Origin of the sequence: Acinetobacter sp. WCHA39, assembly GCF_002165385.1 — a bacterium.
Classification (GTDB): Bacteria; Pseudomonadota; Gammaproteobacteria; order Pseudomonadales; family Moraxellaceae; genus Acinetobacter.
This window is the reverse complement of record NZ_NHRP01000038.1, coordinates 1-25,798: the sequence shown is the minus strand read 5'-3', so window position 1 is coordinate 25,798 and position 25,798 is coordinate 1. Positions and strand designations below refer to the sequence as shown.

Here is a 25,798-nt window from a genome sequence, read left to right as displayed (position 1 = left end):
AGTTCAAATCAGCTAAATTCATTCGATGAAGCTATAGTACGCAAAACTAATAAATAGGTAAAACAGTATGTTTTTATGGGTTTGATCGGATTTTTGAATTTAAGATAAAATAAACATTTTGAAGATTTTTATACCTAAAAATTTGAATATATTCAAACTTGTTATATAACTGCAATTATTTCATGACGTATATAAGGAAGCAGCAAATGGTATTACAACGTGGTATTTATCAACACTACAAGGGTCAAATTTATCAGGTATTTAATGTTGCTAGACATAGTGAAACTGAGGAACAACTTGTTGTATATCAATGTTTATATGGTGATTATTCAATGTGGGTGCGTCCATTATCGATGTTTGTTGAAACAGTTGAACTTGAAGATGGGCAAGTTATTCCACGTTTTAAATTAATACAAGCGACTTAAATTTGAACTTTTGCTTTTGAGCATTACGGAGACAAGACATGACGAGCGCCGTTTTTTTACAACGTATTGCTGATTTATATGATGAATTTAAGCAACATGATGCTCGTCAGTCTGATCGTTTACGACGTTACCGAAATATTGAAGCAGAATCTGCTAAGTTACTTGGGATGTTAGTACGTACTCAGCAATCAAAGCAGATTCTAGAAATTGGAACATCGACCGGATATTCAACCTTATGGTTGGCTGAAGCTGCAAAATCGGTCGGAGGTAAAGTTCAAACCCTAGAGATCAATGCTTTCCGAAGTGCTCAAGCCAAGAAATATGCTGAAGAATTTGGATTAGAGAGTTTTATTGATTTTTGGGTCGGCGATGCCTCAGATTATTTGGCACAAGCAACTGAATCCTATGATCTAATTTTATTGGATGCAGAGCGTGGCTGCTATGTGAGTTACTGGAATGATTTAAAACGTCTATTGCAGTTCTCGGGTAATACTTTGATCGTTGATAATGTGATTTCACATGCAGCTGAGGTCAAAGATTTTCTTGATTTGATTAAAGCGGACGAAAATTATATGAGTACTGTTTTACCTGTAGGTGCAGGTTTATGTCTGGTTGTCTTGAAGTAGATACCTTTGATTTTGATGTTTTGAGCGATAGCTCTGCGGACTACAACCTAATACTTTGTTAAATGCACGGGTAAAGTTTGCAGGGTTCGAATAGCCTAATTCGTAAGCAATATGGGTGATGGTAAAATTTGAATTTTCTAATAAATCAATTGCTCGCTCAGTACTAATTTTTTGTTTCAAAGCTTGAAATTCAACTCCTTGTTGCTGCAAATAACGTTGTAAAGTTTTAGTAGAAATATTTAGAACTTGAGCGCATTCAGTTAATGTTGGAATCTGATGGGCTTGTCTTAACATCATGCTGACCCATTCAACAATTTCACCTTGATGATAAATTTTTTGAATCTGTTCCTGACAACGTTGTTCAACCACTTTTAGGCTATGAGCATCCGCCAAAGGTAAGGGTAGTGCCAGTTGTTGTTGATCAATCACGACACGGATGCCAGATATCCACGTATAGTTAAAATGAAAGCTGGCTTTGACTAAATGTAGATAACGTTCAGCATAAACAGGCTCGCGTATACTTAAATAAATTTGGTAACGTTGTAATTGTTGTCCTGCAAGTTCTAATAAGCTGTAATAAAATCCAACGGCAATTGCTTCAATATGAAATGCTAAACATTGCTTATTCATTTGCAAGATTGGTTCAAGTAATAATTCAACCTTATGTTGATTAGTTGGAAATTGAATCGATAGCTTAAAGCTCGGCATAATTAGACGAAAATATTGTGCAATTAATCTCAATGCATGTTCTAAATTTGGACTGGTCATTAATGCATATCCAACCAAACTATGCGAACTGAGTTTTAGATTTTTACCGAGTTCAAAAGCCAAATCTTCTGTATTAGGTAGGCTCAGGCCAAGTGCAATAAATTGTTCAATTTGTTGAATTGATAAAAGCTCAGTTTTAGAAAGTTCGTTATGAAATGCGTTTAATACCTGATTATCATATTGATGAGTACCAATCAGAATTTCGATCAACCGCAAGTAATAACGAGACGGAATAACAGGGATTTGCTGTTTTTGCACAATAAAAAACCACTAAAGTCTTAAAATGATAATATCAAGTCTTAAAATGATAATATAGAGTGACTGCAAAAGAACACAATCAATTCAAGCAAAACATTTTGTGTTTGATTGAGGAGTTTCTAATGAATATGCATACTCAACTGGATGTAGAGCAAGCAACAACAACCTTTAAAGATAAAAAACGTCATTTGTGGTTATTGGGTTTGGCAGTACCGACCATTGCAATGAGTGGTTTAGCAGGTTATCAATTTGGACCGAAAAAAACCAAAAAATTATTTGCCTCTTTTGGCCCATTATTTATTCATGGTGTTATTCCTGCATTGGATAAGTTAATTGGTGAGGACACAGAAAATCCACCACTTGATGCGATTGCAGATTTAGAAGCTGATCCATATTATTCTCGAATTGTTAAACTTTTTATTCCATTGCAATATGCGACCAATATTTACGGCACTTATTTGGCAAGTCGTAAAGGTACATCACTTGCAGATCAAGCGTTATTGGGTACGTTGGTGGGGATGGTGAATGGTATTGCCATCAATACGGCGCATGAATTGAGTCATAAAAGTGGTCGCCTCGAACATTATTTATCACATTTGGCATTAGCTCCATCGGGCTATAATCACTTTCGTATTGAGCATCCATATGGTCATCACCGCCGTGTTGCAACGCCAGAAGATCCAGCATCATCTAGACTTGGTGAAACTTTCTGGAAATTTTTACCGCGTACAGTGATTGGTAGTTTCAAATCTGCGATCGAAATTGAGAAAAATCGTTTAGAGCGTAAAAAATTGCCATTCTTCTGTAAAGAGAATGAATTGATTCATGGTTGGGCGATGTCTGCCGTGTACCATGCTGCTATGTTTAGCAAATTTGGAGTGCGTTCAGCACCGTTCCAAGTGACACAGGCTGCCTATGCGATTACTTTGTTTGAATCAGTAAATTATATTGAGCATTATGGTTTAAAACGTGAAAAGAAAGCCAATGGTCAATATGAGCGTACTTTACCTGAGCATAGTTGGAACAATAACAATGTAGTGACTAACTTGTTCTTGTATCAATTACAGCGTCACTCAGATCATCATGCAAATCCAACACGTAGCTTCCAAACGCTACGTCATTTTGAAAATGCACCACAGTTACCAGCGGGCTATGGAGCGATGATTTTACCAGCCTTTATTCCTTCATGGTGGTCAAAAATTATGGATGATCGAGTAGTAGAGCATTACAAAGGCAATATGGAGAAAATTAATATTCATCCAGACGCAAAAGAAAAAATATTAGAGAAGTATGCTGAACAAGTTGAAGTCGAAGCTGCTTAATCAATTTAAATAAAAAAACCAGCCTTAATATAGGCTGGTTTTTTTATTTATGAGGCTAAAAGATAAAGTCGTTTAAAATGCAGATCAAACTCAAGGTATTTATGGACAAAAGCAGTCTTATCAGTTGTGCGTAGCAAATTGTCATAGATAAATTCTGGAACAGGATGATAAAGCTCGGCTGTGCCATTGCTGTAAAAAATTTTTAAGTAGCGTGAAGAAATATCATATTTCCAAAAGGTTACAACAACAGTTTTTTCCATATATTTTCCCCCATTTTAGTTTGATCATTTAGTACATACGAAAAACTCTTTATGTTTCATAATTTGACATTACTCCATGTAAAGCAGGCTGACAATTGAAAATTGAATTTCGTTATAAATTTATAAGTATAAGAATTGTAAAAAATTTACTATTGAATTGAGATCGATGTATCGCAAAAAGTGAGCAAATGACAAATAAAAAGAAACCACTCTTTTAGAGTGGTTTCTTTTCAACATTGTTAAATCTAAAAATTAGATTTTACCAACGAGGTCGATCGATGGAGCAAGAGTCGCTTCACCTTCTTTCCATTTAGCTGGGCAAACTTCGCCTGGGTGGCTTGCTACGAATTGAGCAGCTTTAAGCTTACGTAAAGTTTCTGAAACATCACGTGCAATTGCATTGTCGTGAATTTCAGCAGTTTTAATTACGCCTTCTGGGTTGATGATGAACGTACCACGTAAAGCTAAACCAGCTTCTTCGATATGCACATCAAAAGCACGTGTTAATTGATGTGTAGGATCGCCAACTAATGGGAATTGAGCTTTACCTACAGCAGGAGAAGTTTCGTGCCATACTTTGTGAGAGAAATGAGTATCAGTTGTTACGATATAAACTTCTGCACCAGCTTTTTTGAATTCTTCGTAGTTCTCAGCAGCATCTTCAACTTCAGTAGGACAGTTGAAAGTAAATGCAGCAGGCATAAAAATAAGAACAGACCATTTGCCTTTAAGATCAGCATCAGTGACTTGAATGAATTCACCGTTACGGAATGCATCAGCTTTAAATGGTTTAACTTCAGTATTAATTAAGCTCATCATTGTCTCCATGATTGAGGTTTTATTGAGAGGCTAATGCCTTATTTGTTTACGAGGTTAAGAATAAATAATTTTTAGTTATTGGGGAAATAGTATTTTTACATGACTAAAATCGGAAAATTGAATGAATCAATATAAAACGATTTTCACCCTAAGATATAAGCCTATTTGACTCCAATAAGATGAAGTAAATATGACGAATATCTAAAACTAACTTGCATAACAACATGCAGTCGATAGTATTAAAATTCAAGGGTAAAATTGAAAAAATCTAAAAAATATAGAGAAAACCAAGATATACACTTAGATTTTTACCTATGTTTTGCTTGGTTTAAAAATAAGAAAATGCAAAAGTACCCCTGTGTATCAATTGAATAGGAATAGTGCATGTTTTTGAAAAGAACTAAATGTGGTTGCTTTGCATAGCAACGCTTTAAGGCGTAAAATAGCTGATTAGTTTATTTTCTAGGAAAGCTGTTCAGTGCAGAGTCATTTAAATGTAGATCAATGGGTTATGGCACGTGACCGTCACCGTTTAAATCGACTTCGCAAAGATAAAAAAACACCGCCAGCAGAAATCAAAAAACTTTTTCAACAGTCAAATGACAAAGTCAAACAACGCTTAGCGCGTATTCCCCAAATTAAACTCAATCAAGATTTACCTGTTACTCAGTATGCAGATCGTTTGATTGCCGCAATACAAAAGCATCAAGTGATTATTGTGGCGGGTGAAACGGGTTCGGGTAAAACCACACAGCTACCACAAATTGCTATGCTTGCTGGTCGTGGTCTCACTGGGATGATTGGGCATACTCAACCGCGACGTTTAGCTGCTCGCAGTGTCTCGCAACGTATTGCAGAAGAAGTTGGGCAGAAACTGGGCGAGGCGATTGGCTTTAAAATCCGTTTTAATGAGCAGGGATCGCAAGATTCTATCGTGCGTTTGATGACGGATGGTATTTTGTTGGCTGAGCTGACGAACGACCGCTTCCTTTCAAAATACGACACCATCATTATCGATGAAGCCCATGAGCGTTCACTGAATATCGATTTCATCATGGGTTATCTCAAACAGTTATTACCAAAGCGTCCTGATTTAAAAGTAATCGTGACGTCAGCGACTTTAGATGTAAATCGTTTTAGCCAATACTTTAATGATGCACCGATTTTTGAAGTAGAAGGGCGGAGCTTCCCTGTTGAAGTACGTTATCGTCCAATTTCGGAACTCAGTATTATTGGTAGTGATGATGATGAGTTTGATGATTTTGAAGAGAACTTACCACGTGCTGTTGTACAAGCGGTCGAAGAGTGTTTTGCCGATGCTGAGGCTAAAGGGCATCCAGAACATGCTGATATCTTGATTTTTGCCAGCACTGAGCAAGAAATCCGAGAATTACAGGAAACGCTGCAAAAATATGGTCCTCGACATACTGAAGTGTTGCCTTTATATGCGCGTTTAGCACTCGCCGAGCAGCAAAAGATTTTCAGTCCAAGCGGTAAAGGTCGCCGTATCATTATTGCAACCAACGTTGCTGAAACAGCATTAACCGTTCCTAATATTCGGTATGTGATTGATAGCGGTTTTGCTCGTATTTCACGTTATAACTACCGTTCACGTGTGCAACGCTTACCGATTGAAGCAATTTCACAGGCAGCAGCCAATCAGCGTAAAGGTCGTTGTGGTCGTATTGCTGCGGGTGTGTGTATTCGTCTATACAGTGAAGAAGATTTTTTAAGTCGTCCCGAGTTTACCGAACCAGAGATCAAACGGACGAACTTGGCTTCTGTAATTTTACAAATGCAAAGTCTTGGTTTAGGTAGTTTAGAAGATTTTGACTTTATTGAGCCACCTGATTTTCGTTTGGTGAATGATGGACGCAAGCTCTTGATTGAGTTAGGTGCATTAAGCGAACGTAAGAATGATTTAACTAAAGTCGGTCAAATGATGGCACGCATGCCGATTGATCCACGATTAGCTCGTATGCTGATTGGTGGCGCTCATTTTGGTGTGCTGAAAGAAACATTGATTATTGTCAGTGCTTTGGCAATTCAAGATCCACGAGAACGACCTGCCGATAAACAAATGCAGGCTGATCAGAAGCATGCTTTATTCAAAGAAGCAGATTCAGACTTTTTATTCTATTTAAAACTTTGGAATACGTTGCAAACCAGTCCTGATACGCAGTCTGAAAACAAGCGCCGTCAATTTGCGCGTCAACATTTTTTAAGTTGGTTGCGTTTACGGGAATGGAAGCAAACCCATCAACAATTAGTTGAGTTGGCTGAAGGATTAAAGCTAAGCTTTAATGAAAAGGCAGCCAATTATGAAAATTTACATCGTGCTTTGTTAACAGGTTTACTGTCATTTATCGCCAATAAAACCGATGAACGTAATACCTTTATGGCGGTACGTCAGCAGAAAGCCAAAGTATTTCCTGCCAGTACACTGCATAAGACCAATACTGCTTGGGTGATGGCATTTGAGATGGTGGAAACTTCTCAAGTGTATTTACGAACTTTAGCAAAAATTGATCCTGAATGGATTTTATTAGCTGCACGTGAGCTATTGAAATATCACTATTTCGAACCACATTGGTCGAAAAAAGCAGGCATTGTGAATGCCTATGCGCAAATTTCATTGTTTGGTTTAATTATTGAACCAAAACGTATGGTGAATTTTGAGAAAGTTGATCAAGCCGCGGCACATGAAATCTTTTTACGGGATGCCTTAACGACTGGTAATTTGGGTATTACACCGCCATTTTTAAAACACAACTTACTTAAACTTGAAGAAGTTGAGCGAGTTGAAGATAAATTGCGTCGTCGTGATTTGGTGGTCGATGAAGAAACTATTTATCAATTTTATGCTGAAAAAGTGCCAGAGGAAATTGCTAGCCGCCGTAGTTTTGAAGATTGGCGTGCAACAGTAGAGCCAGATCATCCGCGTTATCTTTTTGTAGAAGACGATGCGTTATGGATGAATGATCGGCCAACCACACAGCAATTCCCAGATTATTTACATAATGGACAATTGCGTTTAGCTGCGAGCTATCGTTTTGATCCAAGCCATGATGAAGATGGTGCAACGGTTAAAATTCCTGTGCAGGCTTTGCCACAAGTAGATGAAAAACAATGGTCATGGGGGATTCCTGGGTGGCGTCAGGATTTAATTGAGGCTTTGCTCAAGGCGTTGCCTAAAGACAAACGTCGTAATTTAGTCCCGATTCCAGATACTGCGAAAAAACTGATGCAAGGTGTCGATGCAGTACATTTGCGTGAACATCTGTTTAGTTACTTGGCTTTCGCTTTGCGTGGGGAGCAAATTACTGAAAAAGATTTTTCTTTTGAACGAATTGATCAATATCTTGTACCTTTTATTAAAGTTGTGGATGAAAAAGGTAAACTCATTGCGCAAGGACGTGATTTAGACGAACTCAAAGCGCGTTGTCGTGTCGAAACTCATCGTCCTGTGAAGCAGCAAAAGGGTGAGTTCCAGACTTTTCCTGAAAATTTTGTATTTGAAGCGTCTCAAAAAGTCACGGGAGTGGTCGTAAAGCAATATCAGGCTTTGGTTCCAAGTAAAGTTTTTGCTGAACTTGATGTTAAAGATGAGTCGGGTGTGGTGATTCAAACCTTTAATGATCAGGATGAAGCAATTAAGCAACATCGTGAAGGCGTGATTCGTCTTTTACACATGCAATTGGGGGATTTAATTCGTCAATTGAAAAAACAGATTTCCAAACCATTAGCTTTGGCATATTCGCCTTTAGGTGATCGGGCGAAGTTGGAACAAATGCTGGTTTATGCAACCTTACAAGTTTCAATAAAAACCTTGCCTAAAGATACAGCGGAATTTAATCAGCTAATGGCTGATGTAAAAAAGCAATTCTTAGTAGATGGTCAAAAAGTTTTAATTGATATTACTGATATTTTTACTCAATGGCAGCAAATTCGTCGCGAGTTATTGGTTTTAGATCAGGATATCTTTGGTCGAAGTGTGGATGACATAGAAGACCAACTTGATTTAATGTCGTTGGCGAACTTTGTCTACAGTAAACCTGTTGAGATGTGGCAGGAATACCCACGGTTTTTAAAAGCATTGCTATTGCGTTTGGATCGTTTGCCAAATAATCTACAACGTGACCTCGCTGCAATTGACGATGTTGATCCATGGATGGACAAAGTATTTAAATTTAAAAATGATCCTAAAATCAAAGAATTGTATTTGATGTTGGAAGAACTTAGAATTTCCTTGTTTTCTCAACCGATGAAAACAAAGATGCCAATTTCACCAACTAGATTGCAAAAACTATGGGATCGATTAGCAATCGGTTAAACTGAGCAATAATGAAAGTTAGAAGCATTCTTTACAGGAGTTTTACATGGGCATTCGTATAACAGGTACAGGGTTATTTCACCCAACCGAATCTATTTCTAATGAAGAGTTGGTTGAAAGTTTAAATGCTTATGTAGAACAATTTAATCAAGAAAATGCTGAGCAAATTGCTGCTGGCGAGATCGAAGCATTGCGTGGTTCAAGCCCAGAATTTATTGAAAAAGCTTCTGGCATCCAACGCCGTTATGTGGTCGAAAAATCCGGTATTCTTGACCCAAAACGCTTACGTCCACGTTTACAAGAGCGTAGTAATGATGAACTTTCACTTCAAGCGGAGTGGGGCGTCATTGCTGCAAAACAAGCGATGGAAAATGCAGGTGTAACCGCAGAAGACATCGATGTTGTGATCTTAGCTTGTTCAAATATGCAACGTGCCTACCCAGCGGTTGCAATTGAAATTCAGTCAGCTTTGGGTATCCAAGGTTATGCTTATGACATGAATGTGGCTTGTTCTGCTGCAACATTTGGTTTGAAGCAAGCCTATGATGCAGTGAAATGTGGCGCACGCCGTGTATTATTACTCAATGTTGAAATTACCTCAGGTCATTTAGACTACCGTACCCGTGATGCACATTTCATTTTCGGTGATGTTGCAACGGCTTCAATTATCGAAGAGACTGAAACTAAATCAGGCTATGAAATCCTAGATATTCATTTATTTACTCAATTCTCAAATAACATTCGTAATAACTTTGGTTTCTTAAACCGCAGTGAAGATGCTGTGGTTGATGACAAATTGTTCCGCCAAGATGGTCGTAAAGTTTTTAAAGAAGTTTGCCCATTGGTTGCAAAAATTATTACTGCACAGTTAGAAAAACTTGAATTAACTCCTGAACAAGTGAAGCGTTTCTGGTTGCATCAAGCCAATGCCAATATGAATGAGTTAATTTTAAAATTGGTTGTTGGTAAAGATGCTGATTTAGATCGAGCACCAATTATTTTGGATGAGTTTGCTAACACTTCTTCTGCGGGCGTAATTATTGCGATGCATCGTACAGGTGAGCAAGTCAATAATGGCGAATATGCTGTGATCTCTTCATTTGGTGCAGGATATTCGGTTGGTTCGATTATCGTACAAAAACATATTGCTTAAAGTTTATAGGCAAAAATAAAAAACCGCATCAATGATGCGGTTTTTTTTGATTTCAGCTTATTTAAGTAAGATCGCTAGGTCGATGACTTGTGGAGTCGTGTTACCACCAATAGTTGAAGCTGCTAGATTTGGTGTTCCATCTACACTGATAGCTAAACGGGCTCTTGGAGTTGTAATAGTCGTGTCACTATTTAGATCTATGCGATATAACACAGAAGGTCCAGAAGCACCTGAGACTGCTGCTAAAGCTAAACCATTATCACCACCAGCAATATCAAAGCCATTATCTATACCTAAGTTGACTCCTAAATTACCGATCAGGTTTAATGTGCCTGCGTTTGGTGGATTCTGTTTAGTGAGAGTTTTGCCTGTTTGATCAAGATCAAATAGTTCAGTAGCAAGCGTTGAAATTGGTGTAGCAAAACTATTGGTATATGCTGCTGCAGTGACTTTAGCATCAGCAATTCCGTTAATATCACCATCTTTTATAGTATCGCCAGTATCGACGTTAATTCTTAAGTTCTGTCCATTATTGCTGATTACGCGGAGTCGATCTGCTGTAGGGTTGAAATCAACTGCGAAACTTGTTCCATCTAATGTTGTGAAACTACTACCCGTCGCAGGTTTGAGTGAGGTAATCAGGTTAGCCATTCCTGTATCTGTATTTATAGTATACAAGTTTGCTTTATTGGTAAGACCATAAAGTTTTCCAGAATTGGTCATAGTGGTTCTGAGTCTGTAATCAATTCCAATAAATTTCTCATCAACGAGTAAACCTGTGATGGTTTTTTCCATCACCGCATTTGGATTATTTAAAGCAAAGTTCAATAATTTATTATTGGCTGTCAATCCATAAGCTTGAGCGGTGGCATCACTTGCTCTTTTTAATGCTATACCGCGAATTCCCATACTATTAAAGTTACTATTTAGGTCACCAGATGCAAAAATGGCATAATTGCTTGTTCCTACATTTGCTAGATTAAGTTGAAAGAATTTATAACCACCAGTATTGAGTTTTAGCGCTGCGAAGCCGACGTTACTCACAGGATCGATGTCAAATCCACCACCGCCATTAATGTTTATATCTGCTCCCAACGCAGCTGAAACACCCAATGTTCCAGCATTCGCATTTTGGATATAAATTCGATCACTATTTTGATCAATACTATAGAGTTTGGTTGATCCAGTTCCTGCAAATGCATTGGTATATGCACCAGCGACAATGGTAGGGTTGCTTTCTGTCAAATTGATAGCGCCATCAGTAATCGTTGCGCCAGTATCCACATTAATTCGAAGGTTTTGTCCCGTATTTGTTATAACCCTCAAACGATCTGCAACTGGATTGAAGTTCACAGTAATCAGATTCGCATCCCCTAAAATCTTAGTAAATGCTGCATTTCCATCAGTCGTATCAGTAGGGTCAGCCATTAATTTTTTTATAAAAGTGGCAGAACCAGTTGCAGGATTCAAAGTGTAGATATTACCTAACAATCCCACCGCATAAAGTTTTCCATCTTTCGGACGATAATCGATTCCAACGAGTTCATCATCTGTTTGTAGACCTGTAATTTTAAGATTTGACACGATTTTATTTGGCATCATTCGATCAATTGAACTGATCATACCGTTGTTTGTTAAGATTAATGTGTCACCTGTATGAGTATTTGTAGTTTCTGTATCGTTGTTAGAATCATTATTACAACCCAATAATATTAGGCTACCCAGAGTTGCTGCGGTCAAAGTTAATGCTCGTTTATTCATAGTCGTTTATCCTGATACATATTTTGGTTATAAGAAGCTTTTGAGAAGGATTCCCTGTTATTTATTAACTCTGAGCTTCTTGTTATTGGATTGCTGTAATGGGGGTCTAGCCTTAGAAAAAGATTTCGACTTTTATTTTTAAATGAATAATTTAAAAATCTTATAATTACTTTTATTAGATTAAGTGGGGCAAGGTTGAAAGTAAACTAATGTTTTTAAGTGATTTTTTCGTATTTGAGTTTTGAGTTGTAATTATTCACACTAATTTCACGGCAGCTATGAAACTCTAGATTATTAAAGTAATTGTTATGAAAAAATATAATCTTTAAAACTTAAAAATAAAAAATCGAGAGAATTTTAAAACTCTCTCGATTTCAATATATTTATTGCTTACGCTTCGACAGTTTGTACTGTGATTTTTTTTGCAGGATCGACTTTACGTCGTACTGCTGGAACAGGTTCGCCGTGATATTGACGATCTGCGAAATAGCTCGAACGAACCATCGGCGCTGACCAAATATTTCTAAAACCTAATTTACGACCATGTTCAGCATAACGCTCAAACTCTTCTGGTGTAACAAAACGATCAATCGGTGCATGCTGTTTAGAAGGTTGTAGATATTGACCAATAGTCACGTAATCTACGTCGTGCGCACGAAGATCATCGAGTAAAGCAATCACTTCCTCTTCTGTTTCACCAATCCCAACCATCAAACCACATTTCGTTGGTACGTCAGGACAGTATTCTTTAAACATTTTTAAAAGATTTAAAGAATGTTGATAGTCAGAACCTGGGCGCATTGCTTTGTATAAGCGAGGAACAGTCTCGATATTATGATTGAAAACATCGGGTGGACATTCGGTCATGATGCGTAAGGCAATATCCATACGCCCACGGAAATCTGGAACTAAAATTTCTAATAAAGTTTTTGGACTGAGTGCGCGAGCTTCTTTAATACAATCCACAAAGTGTTGAGCACCACCATCTAATAGATCATCACGGTCTACAGAAGTAATCACTGCATACTTAAGACCTAAGTTAGAAATGGTTTCAGCCATGTGGCGTGGTTCATCAGGGTCTAATGCATTTGGCCGACCATGCGCCACGTCACAAAACGGGCAACGGCGAGTACAAATATCACCCATGATCATAAAAGTAGCAGTGCCACCACCAAAACACTCAGGGAGGTTAGGGCAGGCAGCTTCTTCACAAACAGTATGGAGTTTTTGCGAACGTAGAGTTGTTTTTATACGCTGAACCTCTTCAGGTGCAGTCATTTTGACGCGAATCCAGTCTGGTTTACGAGGCACTTCAACCGTAGGTATAACTTTTACAGGAATTCTTGCGACTTTTTCTGCGCCACGAAGTTTTATGCCCTGTTCAGGTTTACGGTGTTCAGACATATTATTTTCTACAACCTATTGCTTGAGATATTCGATTATTATAGTCAAATTTATTGGTTTATAGGATGAATTAGGTATTCATTTTGAAAATGTAAATATATAAAAATATATGGTTGAGAAATACATCAAGCCATAGCATATTAGTTATCATATATATAGAAGTAAACAGCGAAGAGACAAAGGAGCTTTGAATGCCACGTAAGAAAGAGGTCGTTGGTGGGAATGTTGTAAAATTTGATGCAGTAATTCTCGGTTCTGGCCCAGCTGGTGAAGGCGCGGCAATGAAGCTAGCTAAAGCAGGTAGACGTGTAGCGATCGTTGATATACGTGATCAACTTGGTGGTAATTGTGCTCACGTAGGAACAATTCCGAGTAAAGCATTACGTCAAACAGTATCAAGTATTATTCGATATCAACGTGACCCAATGTTTCAAAAGGTCGGTGAGTGGAAACAATTCACCATGAAACAAGTGCTACGTAATGCACATAAGGTAATTCAACAGCAAGTTGATACGCATACACGTTTCTATGATCGCAACAAAATTGATGTTTTTCATGGACGTGCGTATATCCAAGATAAAAATACGGTTTTGATTTTTGGTCAGGACGGAATCAAAGATACGATCATTTGTAAGCAAATCGTGATTGCAACAGGTAGTCGTCCTTATCAACCACAAGGTTTAGATTTCAATCATCCGCGTGTATTTGATTCAGATAAAATTCTTGATTTGGATTATTCAATTCAAAAAATCATTATTTATGGTGCTGGTGTGATCGGTTGCGAATATGCCTCGATTTTCATTGGTTTAGACCATAAAGTTGATTTGATCAATACTCAACAAAAGCTTTTAAGCTACCTTGATGATGAAATCGCAGATGCATTGTCATATCACTTACGTGAACAAGGCGTATTGATTCGACATAATGAGCAAATTGACCGCTTAGAAACCTTTGATGATCATGTGGTTTTACATTTGCTGAGCGGTAAGAAGATTAAAGCTGATGCAATTTTATGGTGCAACGGTCGTTCTGGTAATACAGATGGTCTTGGTTTGGAAAATGTCGGTCTAACACCGAATAACCGTGGTCAGCTGATGGTCAATGATCAATACCAAACTGAAGTTGATAACATCTATGCTGCAGGGGATGTTATTGGTTGGCCATCACTTGCATCGGCTGCTTATGACCAAGGGCGTTGTGCAGGTGCAAATATGGTTGGTGAGAAAAATGTTAAGCCAATTAAAGATGTACCAACAGGTATTTATACAATCCCAGAAATTTCTTCAATTGGTAAGAACGAGCAGCAATTAACTGAAGAAAAAGTACCTTATGAAGTAGGTCAGGCTTCATTCCGTCATCTAGCTCGTGCCCAAATTACGGGTGATACTGTCGGTGAATTAAAAATCTTGTTCCATCGCGATACTTTAGAAGTACTAGGTATTCACTGCTTTGGTAATAATGCGGCAGAGATTATTCACATTGGTCAAGTGGTGATGCATAGTCCAAACAATACGTTGAAGTACTTCGTTGAAACGACATTCAACTATCCAACGATGGCAGAAGCATATCGTGTAGCAGCTTTGAATGGTATGAATCGTTTGTTTTAAATGGCGATGGATTTAGTTCGATAAGCACCTAAATGCCAATCAACTTGATTGGCATTTTGTTATCTGGATTTGGTCAGGAAATTTGCGATGAAAACTAAAATAAATAATCTAATTCTTGTAGTAATCATTTTGTTGCTTGCAGCTTATTTGAGTTTCGATTTTAAAGAAAAGCAAAATACTAGAATTACTAGCAGCACCACACAAACTTCAGTTTTAGATACTAATATTTCTGTCGATGATCAAAACAAGATCATGCAGGCTTATCAACAGCAAAGAAGCAATATTCAAGTTCAAGCGCAGGGTATTGTGAAAGCAGTTTTACCAGATGACAATCAAGGTTTAAAACATCAGAAAATTATTCTTAAACTTGAGAATGGTTTAACGGTTTTGATTGCACATAATATTGATTTAGCCCCAAGAATAGACGGGCTTAAAAAAGGTGATCAGCTTGAGTTTTTTGGTGAATATGAATATAACCCAAAAGGCGGTGTGATTCATTGGACCCATCATGATCCACAAAGAAAACACATTGACGGATGGTTAAAATATAAAGGGAAAATATATCAATGATATTTTCCCTTTATCACTCATTCTATTTGTATGTTCTCAATCAGCTTGTAAGCGCTAATTTCTGACGAGATTTCCATTTGGGTAGGACTTTAGCTAAATAAGCGTCCATGCACCATACAGGGCCAATGAGGAGGAATTGTAAGTCTTTAAAGAAAGAAGGCTTTTTCCCTTCAACTTTGTGACCATAAAATTGGCCAATCCAAGCTATCACAAAGACACCAATATAGAATCCTACGCCTACAGGTAAAATAATAATGAGCCATGCCATAACGGCTAACAGTGCAGCCATTGCAACAGCCAAAACAATATCTAAGCGAGCATAAAATACTAAAGTGAGTACAAGAAGCAAAGCGGTGAGTAGGGTGCTAAAATGAGCCAAAATACCAATAATTGAAAAAAGAATAGCTGGGACACAAACCCAATGAATTTTTTTATTGGTTTGATTTTGATGGCTGTCACTATACTCATCAAACCACGTATCAATTGACTTCATGTTAATTCCTTTACTCTATTCATTTTTATTTGCTCAATATAACGAATTAAATAAAAAGGGTCAAAATCATTCGCGGATATGATGTTGCTCCAAAGAATAACTGTAATTTCTAAATTCTTTAGTCTCATAATAAAAAAAGCCACACTAGGTGGCTTTTTTTGGAGAGTGTAAAACTAAGTTATTAAGAACTTGGCCCATCAACTCGTTCGATGCTCACATTACTAGTACCAGAACCAGACATACCAAGTTGCTTTGCAGCACCATAAGATAAATCTAGTACTCGGTTACCATGGAATGGACCACGATCATTTACTTTTACTACAACACTCTTGCCGTTGTCTTTATTTGTTACACGGATATAACAGTTTAAAGGAAGGCTACGGTGAGCTGCAGTTAATCCATTCATATCGAATGTTTCACCGCTTGCTGTTTTACGACCATGAAACTGACGTCCATACCAAGATGCAACGCCACTTTGGCTGAATTTACGAACTGTGTTCGAAGCAACAGTATTCAGTTTTTCAATCACTGAAGGCTCGTCTTCAGGAATATCGATTTTTGCAGCAATCGTTTGGCGACGGATTTGGTCACCTGAACGCTCAGTGATTGAAAGACTATTAACGTTTGAAAAACGCGAATTAAAATTTTGAGAATCTTTGCTTAGTACGCGGGCAGCTAAATTAGAACCATCCACATCATTATTCATTGATGTCGATTGTACCATTTCCGCATGTAACGGGCTTAAACTTAAGCCTGCCGTCAGCGCTAGAATATATTTTAGCGAAAACTGCATTGTATAAACTCCTAGAGAACATGCTTTTCTATTTCAAAAAACAACTTTGAAACATAGTGCACATGTCTAATTATTCACTTTTGCAATTACTTTACTTGAGTGGATAATATTCATCGCTTACGAAGTGTGTCTAGTCTTTAACGATAAATAGTTACAAAAAGGGTAAAAACTTACAGTTTATGGTTAATAAATAATCAATATTGTAACAAAATATATTTTTTGCTGAATATGTGATCTTTTTGCTTAATTTTTTTATTGACTTTTCAGAATGTTATAAAAAAGCTAGTCTATCGACTAGCTACTTCGTTGCCTAATAACCATACTGCTGTTGCATACATACGACTTTTATTATAAGTCGTAATCACTTGGAAATTTGGATAAGTAATGTAGTAAATTGGACCAAATTGGTCTTGTAATTGAATGACATTGACTAAGTCTAAATCATCAATTTTTACCAAAGGGTCAACAGGGGAAACCCCTAGTCTTTTCAATTCTCCATAGGGAATAGGTTGGGTTAAATCCTTGGAAATAATACTATCTGGGTTGTTGCCTAAGTAACGGGCTGGAAACCCAATTGGTCGATCGCGCTGCCAACCATGTTGAGCTAAATAGTTAGCAATAGAGCCAATAGCATCTGTTGCTGAATTTCTTAAATCAATGTGACCATTTCCATCATAATCTACGCCCAACTTTTGAATATTGCTTGGCATGAATTGCGGATAACCAATAGCACCTGCATATGAACCAACGATACTATTTGTTGGATAACCTTCTTTGTACGTCCAAGCGATCAAGGCGGCTAATTCATCACTAAAATAGTCTGCTCGACGAGGATAACCGAAAGCGAGTGTTGCAAGCGCATCTCTAGTGACGAAAGAGCCCTTATTCGCACCATAACCTGTTTCTACACCTAAAATGCCCAGAATGACTGTTTTAGGTACGCCAAACTGCTGTTCAGCACGATTCAACGCATCTTGATATTGATTTTTAAAGTTTGCCCCGCGTTGAATAGTGCCATCAACAAGAAACATTGAACGATATTCATACCAAGGTTTACTTTCGCCTGGGCGAGTCATGATATTGAGAATATTAGGCAAATCCTTAGCGCCACTCATGGCTGCATCAATTTGTTCACTCGTTAAATTATAAGTTGACATTGCTTTCTGCTTAAAAGCAAAGTAATTCGGATGTGTATAAAATTCATTTGCTTGAGCCCAATTACTGCTGACAAATAAACTGGCACTCAAACCAAGCAATTTAAAAGTTTTATTTAAATTAGGAAGAAACATATGTTTATAAAATTCCTCATTATCGATGTGTATGAATAGACATCACCAGTCCAAAAGTAGACATCAGGGTAATAATTGCCGTCCCACCATAACTCATGAAGGGTAAAGGCACACCAACTACGGGTAAAATACCACTGACCATACCTGCATTTACAAATACATAAACAAAAAATGACAAACCAAATGCGCCTGCAACCAAGCGACCATAGTTATGGAAGCTCTGCAATCCAATTTGGAATGTTCTAAAGATAATTGCACAATAAAGAATAATAAGCAGTGTCACGCCAATTAAGCCAAATTCTTCAGAATAAGCGGCAATAATAAAGTCGGTATGGCCTTCAGGTAAGAAATGTAGATGAGATTGGGTGCCTTCTAAGAACCCTTTACCTGAGAATCCTCCTGAGCCAATCGCAGTTTTAGACTGAATAATGTTCCAACCTGTGCCAAGAGCATCTGCTTCAGGATCTAATAATGTAAGAACACGCTGACGTTGATAATCATGTAGTAAAAATTCCCAAGCAATTGGAATAATAATTGCGGCTAGACCTGCTGCTGCAGCGATGAGTCGCCAAGATAAACCACTTAAAAATAGTACGAAAATACCACTGACCAGAACCAGTAGTGATGTACCTAAGTCAGGCTGTTCTGCAATAAGTAGAAAAGGTACGACAATCAACATCAATGACAGTACAACTTGTGAAAGGCTCGGAGGTAATGCTTTTCGTGATAGAAACCAAGCAATCATCATTGGCATACCAATCTTCATAAATTCACTGGGTTGCACACTGCCGAAGCCAGGGATATCAATCCAACGTTGTGCTCCCATACGAACTTCGCCAAAAATGACGACTGCCACTAAGGAAAGTACACCAAACACATAAAAATAAGGTGAAAATGCCTGATATACCTTTGGGGGGATTTGAGCCAAACTAAACATAACAATAAAGCCAATCCCAAAGCTCATTGCTTGCTTACTGACTAGTCCGACATCTTGCGCAGAAGCACTATATAATACTGTGAGTCCAAGTAAGGCATTTAAAACCAAAAAAGAACAAAGCCAAGGATCGATATGCAATTGTTGCCAACGAGAGGGCTGTGCAGCTGTACTTAAGCCATCACGAGGTGCTTGACGTAAAAATTTGTATTGTGAGCTTGGGGACATGTGATTCTAAATCAGGTAAATCAAGGCTTCGCGAATGCTAACATAAATGCGGATTTAGAGCGTGCAAATTTAGAAAATGTGAGATCTATAAGTATCCAGTTTATAATTGGAATGATCATCTGTTATCTATGAATTATATTAAATAATTATTATAAATCAATGTTATATATTAAATATTATATTGCATACACCTAATAAAAAGCGATGGTTCCATGACCATCGCTTTTGCATCATTTGGCGAATTACTTTTGAACCAATAACTGATCAAAATGTTTTGCAAATACTTCAAGTTCACCTTGGCTTAAACCTGGGATGAGCTTGTTGATCACAATATGAACGGCTGTTTCGACACCACTGGTTGCAACGCTCGCAACACCACGTTTCATCATGCCCAGACCCAGCGTTTTGTTAAATTCGGTCATGAAGTGGTGAATCAATGCGTCAGCAAAAGTTTTAAATTGCTGGGTTAATGCATCACGTTGTGCCTTGCCATTTCCAGCAGCGACTTCTGCAAAGCTTTTCTTCATGTCAGCGACCAGCGTATCAGGCAGAACCGTACCAAGACGTTGTTGACCCTCATTGTCAGTAAACAGGCTTTTTTCCATAAACGACAACGATTCAAGAACCTGCTCGTTTGGTGCCTTGCCTAATAACTGTTTAAGTAAAGTCTCAACAATGCCACGGATTTTGGTTGCAAGCTTCTCGGTAGTGTCACGCTTATCACTTGGCGGAAATTGTTGAACCAGCTTAATCAGCATGTTGTCTAGTAATTCATCCGTCAATTGTAAAGAGATTTTGTCACGTAAAGGGTATTGTGGTTCTTTACTGTCACGGCTAGCCTGTGCAAGTTGAATATCCTGACTCAAACCTGCTGATGGAAGAATACCGAAATAACTGGTCATTGAAACATTTCCTCTATATCAAATTTATTCGTTTTATTGTCTCGCCAAGCGAATTGGCTCGGGCATCCATGACAAGTCTGATACACGGCATGGGTTAATATCCAAGCCTCCACGGCGTGTATAGGTTGCATAGACCATCAACTTTTCAGGTTTAAGCAATTGCCAAATATCAGCAAATATTTGCTCGACACATTGCTCATGGAAACCATTATGCTGACGGTACGAGATAATATAGGCTAATATGCTGCGATAACAAGGTTTTTTACCTTGAAAACGAATAAAAATCGTACCCCAATCTGGTTGTCCTGTGACTGGACAATTACTTCTTAAAAGATGAGAGTAAAGTTCAATTTCAACACTTTCTTGGGTCGCAGGATCTAACCTTAATAGAGTTGAATCTGGATGCTCAGATAGACGCTCAGGGATGAGATCATCAATACAAATCCCTTGCGGTTTAGAAATTTCTAAATCATCAACTTGGAATAATTCTAGTTCAACTTTTCCACCCGCCGCATTGGATAAGTCACGTTCAACCGTTTCGACAAAAGCTTGTTGAGACTCAAACTGCGTAAAGTTCATGCTATTGAAATAAAGTTTAAGTGACTTTGATTCAATTAAGTTAGGGGAGTTGGCGGGTAAGGTTAAACGACCAATCGCCACCTGTGGCAAACCGAATGGATTTAACCACGAAATTTCAAAGACATGCCACCAGTCCTTACCCTGAGCAATGCCCTCAATATGTGCATATTGTTGACGGGAATCAGCGCGAGCAATTGGAAATAAAACTTCTGGCTGATATTGAGTAGGGTATTGGGTGTCTTTACCCAATAAAGAATGTTCAACACTCATTCACGCATTCCTGAACCACGAGCTAATAAACGATAAGCAACTGCATAGAGCGCAACACAGCATAGGGTAACGATACTTAGTGAGAACGTTACATTGACGTCACTGTGCCCTAAAATGCCAAAACGGAAAGCATTGACCATATATACAATTGGATTGACTAAAGATAAATTTTGCCAAAATGGGCTAAGCGCACTAATTGCATAAAAGACACCACCTAAATAGGTAAGTGGAGTCAATACAAAAGTCGGGATAATAGAGATATCATCAAATGACTTCGCATAAACCGCATTGATGAAACCGCCAAGCGAGAATAATAGTGAAGTAATAATGACAGTATATATAGTCACGAATAGATTATAAATTTCTAAGTGAGTAAAGAATAAACTCATGATGGTCACAATCAAACCGACCAACACACCACGACATACGCCACCAATCACATAGCCCCAAAGAATCAGGTGTAAGGGCACAGGGCTCATGATCAGTTCTTCAATACTTTTTTGAAATTTGGCACTAAAGAAGCTTGAAGAAACGTTGGCGTAGCTATTCGTGATCACCGCCATCATAATTAAGCCTGGCACAATAAATTGCATATAGCTAAAGCCGCCCATTTCGCCAATACGAGAGCCAACTAAGTTGCCAAAAATCACAAAATATAGGCTCATTGTGATTGCTGGTGGTAATAAAGTTTGTGGCCATATCCGCATGAAACGGCGAATTTCTTTAACAACCAAAGTCCAAAGTGCTGTTTTTAATTGATTAAAGTTCACTGATTCGCTCCAGCAAGATTCTTCTCGACCATTTTCACGAATAATTCTTCCAAACGATTGGATTTATTGCGCATACTGCTGACTTGAATATTTTGTGATTGTAATAGTAAAAACAAATCATTCATGCTATGGGCTTTATCCATAGTGACTTCTAATGTCATTGGATCAATTAAATTAAATTTGAAGCCGATGATATCCAGTTGTAAATTTTCAATAGGTTCAGCGAGGTCACAGATGAATGATTCTTCATTGAGTTGATTAAGAAAGCCTTTCATGGTGGTATCTTCTTTAATCACACCACGATCAATAATTGCGATGCGACGACAAAGCATCTCAGCTTCTTCTAAATAATGTGTCGTTAAAATAATTGATGTGCCTTTTTCATTCATTTCAGTGAGAAAATCCCACATTGAACGACGTAACTCAATATCTACACCCGCAGTTGGTTCATCTAATATAAGCAACTTAGGTTCATGCATCATGGCACGTGCAATCATTAAACGACGCTTCATACCACCTGAAAGCATACGTGATTGAATATTACGTTTTTCCCATAAACCGAGTTTTTCTAAATAATATTCAGCACGTTGTTCAGCATGTTTTTTAGGAATGCCGTAATAACCTGCTTGTGTCACTAAGATATCGAAAGTTTTTTCGAATTGACCGAAGTTAAACTCTTGAGGAACAACACCAAGACATTGTTTCGCATGGGATGGATGGGTATCTAAGTTATGCCCAAAGATTTCCACTGTACCCGATGTTTTTTTGGTTAAAGAGCTAATGATACTAATCGTTGTAGATTTACCCGCACCATTAGGACCTAATAATGCATAAAATTCACCTTCAGGTACGGTCAAATCAATACCTTTTAACGCCTGAAAACCATTACGATAAGTTTTGGACAAATCGCTCAACACCAAAGCATCAGTCATGAACGTCTCACGTTGTTAAATAGAACGACTATTTTGAGTGATATGAAAAAATAAACCAAGTAGAAAAATAGGTTTCTGGCGTTTTAGAAATAGAACGATTAATTCGATAATTTTGTAAAATGATCTACTTTTAAATTGTTAAATATTAAATTTTTTATTTATTATCAAACTTTTAGAGTTTTAAGTATCGCATCAACTATAGGTACGATTATCAAAATAATCGTAAGCTGATGCTAGATAGAATTGTAGACAGTTGATCCATCTAAAGTTCTAAAATATTTTTGCTCAAAAGTTTCTAGACTTTACCAGCCATTTGCAGAGTGTCGCTTCCTTTGATTGTGGTAAATCTCAATATACTCGAACATTGCTGCATTAGTTTCTTAGCGTATAGCAAAGCTGCTGTTATAAATAATATGTCCTTTTAAGGTGTGAAAAAAGCTTTCGGTTACAGCATTATCCCAACATGAGCAGTGTACTGCGCAATGCTGCGAGACATGCTTTTAATACACTCATTCGTCAATAATAGTGCTCTAAAATCACGACTAAAGTATTGATCCTTGTTTAGAATGCACCATAACACTCTTTGGTTAACCCTGACGAGCCAAGGCATAATTCAACGTGCATCACACACCAATTGACTGTCTATTCTATGGCTAGTTTGCCATCCTAACGTACGTTCACTCATACTATAGCCCAGATTCGTTTCGCGCATTCATTTATCAAGCGTTGAATAACTCAAACCTAACTTTCTGGCTAAGGTCGCTAATTGTTTGTAGTTAGCGCAGATATCTCACCTATATTCCGTCATTTAAATTTAATGTACATCAAACTAAAAGTGATATTTGTATAGAAAAAATGATAATTCGTTAAGCTACTAAATCATTACTTATTAAGTTTAATTGAATAATTACACTTTAATTTCGAATTTTGCAATTTACCTTTCAATTGTGGCATAACTTGTTTAATTATATAGGAAGTAGAAAATGAAACTAAAAGCATTAGTAAAGCTTCAAACGATTTAGTGAGCATAAAAAGAAATAGATAGAATGAAAATATGCAGAGTAGGCAATATAATTTTTTTTGGAAATATAGTGTTGTAAAAATTCCATATAACATGGCGGAAAATATTAAATTAAAGTTTTTATTTATTCCTAATTTATCTAAAATGATAATTATGATAGAAATGCATATAATTGAAGCAATAAAAACAAAAATATTTTTAATCAACATCATGTTATTTACTCCAAGTTGATTTAAAAAACCTCTCCTTTAGTTTTATTTAAAGGAGCGGATAAAAAAGCACAATTGTTTTATTAGCCTTATATATTTTTCTTATTTTGTAAGAATTAAATTATAGGCTATACATTTTAAATACTCCTTCAGAAAGTATTTTTAAATGTTTGTGCATGGGGAAGTATATATAATGAAAAAATCATGGAAATAATCTTTAGCTTACATCAGTATGAGAAATTTCTTACGTTAGGTTGTTTTTTGATCTAATTGTTAATTAATTAAATTAACTTAATACAATTTAATCCTCTGTACACGACAAAAAAAGATAACTCATTGAAATAATGGCATAATACTTGTTTTCTGACGACGAATATGATGACACATTTCAATGAGTTACATCTCATCTTAAACAAATATCTAAAGTGGAACAAGTCACATGTAAAATGTTTTACACTGATTATGCTGGCATTAATTGTAAAACAGACATGTAACCTTTCTTCTGCATCTAAAGCCTTACCCATCAAGTGCTTACCACAATCATTTTATCGACGTATACAACGCTTCTTTGCAGATCAGTATTTCGATTATCGTCAAATTTCTCAGTTAATTTTCAATATATTTTCATTCGATAAAGTCCAATTAACTTTGGATAGAACCAACTGGAAATGGGGAAAACGAGATATCAATATCTTGATGTTAGCCATCGTCTATCGTGGAATAGCGATACCTATTGTTTGGACATTGCTCAATAAACGTGGCAATTCAGATAGGCTTTGTTGCACAAATAGAAGAAAGGTAGAGTTGTTCTAATCTTCAGATATTTATGCAACAGCCACCGTTTTAACTGTACCAAGTTGAGTAAATTTATTCAAAATATCGACTCTTATTTGCAAGTCAACCACCTGACGATTAAAGCATCGACTAGATACACCATGTCCAAGTCGTTTCAAGGCAAACATTTTAGCCTCTATTCTGGATCGTCGATGATAACCAATATCTCGTTTCCACTGCTTTTGACCCTTGTCCCAACAGCCTTGTACTGCATGATTCCTTGCTTTACCAATTTCATTTTCTACCCATAAAGCAGCATTGGAACGAGGAGGGATAATTACATTTGCTTGCCGTTTCAAAATCGCATCATAACAATTCACTGTGTCATAAGCACCATCAGTCGTGACAGATGCAATGGGTTCATCAATTTGATCTAAAAGAGGTGGGAGCATTTCAGCATCACCATATTGGCAGGTCGTGACTTCAACCGCTTGTATTTCTCCACTGTTTGCATCTGTCGCAAGATGTAATTTCAGCCATTGACGATGTTGGTTTACGCCATGTTTTTTACGCACCCATTCCCCATCGCCTGTAACTTTGATCCCTGTGCTATCAACTAAAATATGCAAGTCTTCCTGTGGATTTTTTGCTGATTTATGTAGAAGTGGCTGGAGCTTATCTGCTCGCCGACTCAATGTTGAGAAGTCTGGAACATTCCAGTCGAGGTGAGCCATTTGAAAAAGGCTTTGAATGAAACCTTGTGTTTGGCGTAAAGCCAGTTGGAACAGGTTTCGTATCGTCAGGGCAAATTGAATTGCTATATCAGTGTAGGTAGGTTGACGTCCTTTTTTTCCACTAGGTGTTGCAGACCATTGCATTTGGGGATCAAACCAAATGGTGAAAGCACCCCGTTGACGTAAAGCCTGATTGTACTCAGACCAGTTCGTTGTTTTATATCGGCTTTTTGATTCTGTATTCATCTAACATGTATGGGGATGAAATTTATTTATGCAACAAAGCCATTCAGATACAAAAGAGCGTATTGCTTTGATTCAACGCTTTATCTCTATTTTTGGTAAAGATCGTATTGTGAATGTGTTTGCAGACAGAGAGTTTATCGGTGAGAAATGGTTTACATGGTTAATTGAAAATGACATTAACTTCTGTATACGTGTTAAAAAAACTTTATTGTGACCAATCACTTAGCCAAGAATCATAAAATTAGTGATTTATTTCGTCATCTTCAAGTTGGTCAAACTGAATGTCGTAAACGACGTATTTGGGTTGGTCGAGTGAAA

General features: G+C 37.4%; 21 protein-coding genes and 3 pseudogenes. 9 read left to right on the top strand and 15 right to left on the bottom strand.

The genetic code is table 11. The features are described from left to right. Nucleotides 1–206: 206 nt before the first annotated feature. Nucleotides 207–425, top strand: a complete 219-nt coding sequence (locus CDG56_RS14510) for a DUF1653 domain-containing protein (RefSeq protein ID WP_004662574.1) — start codon at nucleotides 207–209, stop codon at nucleotides 423–425. 38 nt (nucleotides 426–463) lie between these two features. Continuing rightward, nucleotides 464–1,051 carry an O-methyltransferase gene (locus CDG56_RS14505; RefSeq protein WP_087548294.1) on the top strand — a complete coding sequence of 196 codons (588 nt, stop codon included), beginning with the start codon at nucleotides 464–466 and terminating at the stop codon, nucleotides 1,049–1,051. On the opposite strand, the gene CDG56_RS14500 is transcribed toward CDG56_RS14505, so the two are convergent. Further along, complete coding sequence (locus CDG56_RS14500) at nucleotides 1,028–2,077, bottom strand: helix-turn-helix domain-containing protein (protein ID WP_087548293.1); 1,050 nt, start codon at nucleotides 2,075–2,077, stop codon at nucleotides 1,028–1,030. The genes CDG56_RS14505 and CDG56_RS14500 overlap by 24 nt on opposite strands. A 122-nt stretch (nucleotides 2,078–2,199) precedes the next feature. Between CDG56_RS14500 and CDG56_RS14495 the strand changes: the two genes are divergently transcribed. Then, a complete protein-coding gene (locus CDG56_RS14495) occupies nucleotides 2,200–3,399 on the top strand; it encodes an alkane 1-monooxygenase (RefSeq protein ID WP_087548295.1) in 1,200 nt (399 codons plus the stop codon). 47 nt (nucleotides 3,400–3,446) lie between these two features. On the opposite strand, the gene CDG56_RS14490 is transcribed toward CDG56_RS14495, so the two are convergent. Continuing rightward, nucleotides 3,447–3,659: a KTSC domain-containing protein gene (locus CDG56_RS14490; protein WP_005159645.1), complete on the bottom strand. Its 213-nt coding sequence runs from the start codon at nucleotides 3,657–3,659 to the stop codon at nucleotides 3,447–3,449. A gap of 252 nt (nucleotides 3,660–3,911) precedes the next feature. Beyond that, nucleotides 3,912–4,475, bottom strand: coding sequence for an alkyl hydroperoxide reductase subunit C (ahpC, locus tag CDG56_RS14485; RefSeq protein WP_004662563.1), 564 nt, complete (start codon nucleotides 4,473–4,475; stop codon nucleotides 3,912–3,914). Nucleotides 4,476–4,956: 481 nt separating this feature from the next. On the opposite strand from ahpC, the gene hrpA reads away from it, so the two are divergent. Continuing rightward, on the top strand, nucleotides 4,957–8,811 hold the full coding sequence (gene hrpA, locus CDG56_RS14480; protein WP_087548292.1) for an ATP-dependent RNA helicase HrpA: 3,855 nt from the start codon (nucleotides 4,957–4,959) through the stop codon (nucleotides 8,809–8,811). A 46-nt stretch (nucleotides 8,812–8,857) separates the two neighbouring features. Then, nucleotides 8,858–9,964 (top strand): beta-ketoacyl-ACP synthase III, encoded by a 1,107-nt coding sequence (locus CDG56_RS14475; RefSeq protein ID WP_087548291.1) that lies wholly within the window; start codon nucleotides 8,858–8,860, stop codon nucleotides 9,962–9,964. A gap of 57 nt (nucleotides 9,965–10,021) precedes the next feature. Here the strand turns inward: CDG56_RS14475 and CDG56_RS14470 are convergent, their stop codons facing one another. Together CDG56_RS14470 and lipA are read right to left on the bottom strand one after the other, a co-directional pair. Then, nucleotides 10,022–11,725: a DUF4394 domain-containing protein gene (locus CDG56_RS14470; RefSeq protein WP_087548290.1), complete on the bottom strand. Its 1,704-nt coding sequence runs from the start codon at nucleotides 11,723–11,725 to the stop codon at nucleotides 10,022–10,024. Nucleotides 11,726–12,115: 390 nt separating this feature from the next. Next, nucleotides 12,116–13,129: a lipoyl synthase gene (lipA, locus tag CDG56_RS14465; protein WP_004662555.1), complete on the bottom strand. Its 1,014-nt coding sequence runs from the start codon at nucleotides 13,127–13,129 to the stop codon at nucleotides 12,116–12,118. Nucleotides 13,130–13,320: 191 nt separating this feature from the next. On the opposite strand from lipA, the gene sthA reads away from it, so the two are divergent. Continuing rightward, nucleotides 13,321–14,736 (top strand): Si-specific NAD(P)(+) transhydrogenase, encoded by a 1,416-nt coding sequence (gene sthA / locus CDG56_RS14460; RefSeq protein WP_005159656.1) that lies wholly within the window; start codon nucleotides 13,321–13,323, stop codon nucleotides 14,734–14,736. Between the two features lie 87 nt (nucleotides 14,737–14,823). Further along, nucleotides 14,824–15,306, top strand: a complete 483-nt coding sequence (locus tag CDG56_RS14455; RefSeq protein WP_087548289.1) for a DUF3465 domain-containing protein — start codon at nucleotides 14,824–14,826, stop codon at nucleotides 15,304–15,306. A 40-nt stretch (nucleotides 15,307–15,346) separates the two neighbouring features. On the opposite strand, the gene CDG56_RS14450 is transcribed toward CDG56_RS14455, so the two are convergent. The 9 genes and pseudogenes from CDG56_RS14450 to CDG56_RS17370 all read right to left on the bottom strand — a co-directional run. After that, on the bottom strand, nucleotides 15,347–15,799 hold the full coding sequence (locus tag CDG56_RS14450; protein ID WP_004662548.1) for a DUF962 domain-containing protein: 453 nt from the start codon (nucleotides 15,797–15,799) through the stop codon (nucleotides 15,347–15,349). A gap of 181 nt (nucleotides 15,800–15,980) precedes the next feature. After that, nucleotides 15,981–16,592, bottom strand: a complete 612-nt coding sequence (locus CDG56_RS14445; protein WP_005159659.1) for a septal ring lytic transglycosylase RlpA family protein — start codon at nucleotides 16,590–16,592, stop codon at nucleotides 15,981–15,983. A 287-nt stretch (nucleotides 16,593–16,879) separates the two neighbouring features. Then, nucleotides 16,880–17,881 (bottom strand): lytic murein transglycosylase B, encoded by a 1,002-nt coding sequence (gene mltB / locus CDG56_RS14440; RefSeq protein ID WP_087548288.1) that lies wholly within the window; start codon nucleotides 17,879–17,881, stop codon nucleotides 16,880–16,882. A gap of 19 nt (nucleotides 17,882–17,900) precedes the next feature. Beyond that, nucleotides 17,901–19,043 (bottom strand): rod shape-determining protein RodA, encoded by a 1,143-nt coding sequence (rodA, locus tag CDG56_RS14435; RefSeq protein WP_087548287.1) that lies wholly within the window; start codon nucleotides 19,041–19,043, stop codon nucleotides 17,901–17,903. Nucleotides 19,044–19,285: 242 nt separating this feature from the next. Continuing rightward, nucleotides 19,286–19,945: a hypothetical protein gene (locus tag CDG56_RS14430; protein WP_087548286.1), complete on the bottom strand. Its 660-nt coding sequence runs from the start codon at nucleotides 19,943–19,945 to the stop codon at nucleotides 19,286–19,288. 33 nt (nucleotides 19,946–19,978) lie between these two features. Further along, nucleotides 19,979–20,794 (bottom strand): NADPH-dependent 7-cyano-7-deazaguanine reductase QueF, encoded by an 816-nt coding sequence (gene queF, locus CDG56_RS14425; protein ID WP_087548285.1) that lies wholly within the window; start codon nucleotides 20,792–20,794, stop codon nucleotides 19,979–19,981. Then, a complete protein-coding gene (locus CDG56_RS14420) occupies nucleotides 20,791–21,564 on the bottom strand; it encodes an ABC transporter permease (RefSeq protein WP_005159666.1) in 774 nt (257 codons plus the stop codon). The genes queF and CDG56_RS14420 overlap by 4 nt, the downstream gene beginning before the upstream one ends. Further along, nucleotides 21,561–22,496, bottom strand: coding sequence for an ABC transporter ATP-binding protein (locus CDG56_RS14415; RefSeq protein ID WP_087535903.1), 936 nt, complete (start codon nucleotides 22,494–22,496; stop codon nucleotides 21,561–21,563). Before CDG56_RS14415 ends, CDG56_RS14420 begins: the two co-directional genes overlap by 4 nt. 233 nt (nucleotides 22,497–22,729) lie before the next feature. Beyond that, nucleotides 22,730–23,178 (bottom strand): annotated as a pseudogene (locus CDG56_RS17370) (DDE-type integrase/transposase/recombinase); the annotation flags it as partial. A 926-nt stretch (nucleotides 23,179–24,104) separates the two neighbouring features. Between CDG56_RS17370 and CDG56_RS14405 the strand changes: the two are divergent. After that, nucleotides 24,105–24,497 (top strand): annotated as a pseudogene (locus CDG56_RS14405) (IS4 family transposase); the annotation flags it as partial. A 53-nt stretch (nucleotides 24,498–24,550) separates the two neighbouring features. On the opposite strand, the gene CDG56_RS14400 reads toward CDG56_RS14405, so the two are convergent. Beyond that, entirely contained in the window at nucleotides 24,551–25,480 is a 930-nt protein-coding gene (locus CDG56_RS14400) for an IS5 family transposase (RefSeq protein ID WP_087548283.1), read from the bottom strand. 40 nt (nucleotides 25,481–25,520) lie between these two features. Here CDG56_RS14400 and CDG56_RS16965 point away from each other — a divergent pair. Further along, nucleotides 25,521–25,798, top strand: a pseudogene (locus tag CDG56_RS16965) (transposase); the annotation flags it as partial.

Bases quoted from the DNA above. Each gene is read 5' to 3' on its own strand.
- lipA (WP_004662555.1), bottom strand. From the start codon at position 13,129: ATGTCTGAACACCGTAAACCTGAACAGGGCATAAAACTTCGTGGCGCA.
- sthA (WP_005159656.1), top strand. From the start codon at position 13,321: ATGCCACGTAAGAAAGAGGTCGTTGGTGGGAATGTTGTAAAATTTGAT.
- CDG56_RS14445 (WP_005159659.1), bottom strand. From the start codon at position 16,592: ATGCAGTTTTCGCTAAAATATATTCTAGCGCTGACGGCAGGCTTAAGT.
- CDG56_RS14415 (WP_087535903.1), bottom strand. From the start codon at position 22,496: ATGACTGATGCTTTGGTGTTGAGCGATTTGTCCAAAACTTATCGTAAT.
- queF (WP_087548285.1), bottom strand. From the start codon at position 20,794: ATGAGTGTTGAACATTCTTTATTGGGTAAAGACACCCAATACCCTACT.
- CDG56_RS14450 (WP_004662548.1), bottom strand. From the start codon at position 15,799: ATGAAGTCAATTGATACGTGGTTTGATGAGTATAGTGACAGCCATCAA.
- CDG56_RS14475 (WP_087548291.1), top strand. From the start codon at position 8,858: ATGGGCATTCGTATAACAGGTACAGGGTTATTTCACCCAACCGAATCT.
- CDG56_RS14505 (WP_087548294.1), top strand. From the start codon at position 464: ATGACGAGCGCCGTTTTTTTACAACGTATTGCTGATTTATATGATGAA.
- CDG56_RS14400 (WP_087548283.1), bottom strand. From the start codon at position 25,480: ATGAATACAGAATCAAAAAGCCGATATAAAACAACGAACTGGTCTGAG.
- CDG56_RS14490 (WP_005159645.1), bottom strand. From the start codon at position 3,659: ATGGAAAAAACTGTTGTTGTAACCTTTTGGAAATATGATATTTCTTCA.
- CDG56_RS14470 (WP_087548290.1), bottom strand. From the start codon at position 11,725: ATGAATAAACGAGCATTAACTTTGACCGCAGCAACTCTGGGTAGCCTA.
- rodA (WP_087548287.1), bottom strand. From the start codon at position 19,043: ATGTCCCCAAGCTCACAATACAAATTTTTACGTCAAGCACCTCGTGAT.
- CDG56_RS14430 (WP_087548286.1), bottom strand. From the start codon at position 19,945: ATGACCAGTTATTTCGGTATTCTTCCATCAGCAGGTTTGAGTCAGGAT.
- mltB (WP_087548288.1), bottom strand. From the start codon at position 17,881: ATGTTTCTTCCTAATTTAAATAAAACTTTTAAATTGCTTGGTTTGAGT.
- ahpC (WP_004662563.1), bottom strand. From the start codon at position 4,475: ATGAGCTTAATTAATACTGAAGTTAAACCATTTAAAGCTGATGCATTC.
- CDG56_RS14495 (WP_087548295.1), top strand. From the start codon at position 2,200: ATGAATATGCATACTCAACTGGATGTAGAGCAAGCAACAACAACCTTT.
- CDG56_RS14455 (WP_087548289.1), top strand. From the start codon at position 14,824: ATGAAAACTAAAATAAATAATCTAATTCTTGTAGTAATCATTTTGTTG.
- CDG56_RS14510 (WP_004662574.1), top strand. From the start codon at position 207: ATGGTATTACAACGTGGTATTTATCAACACTACAAGGGTCAAATTTAT.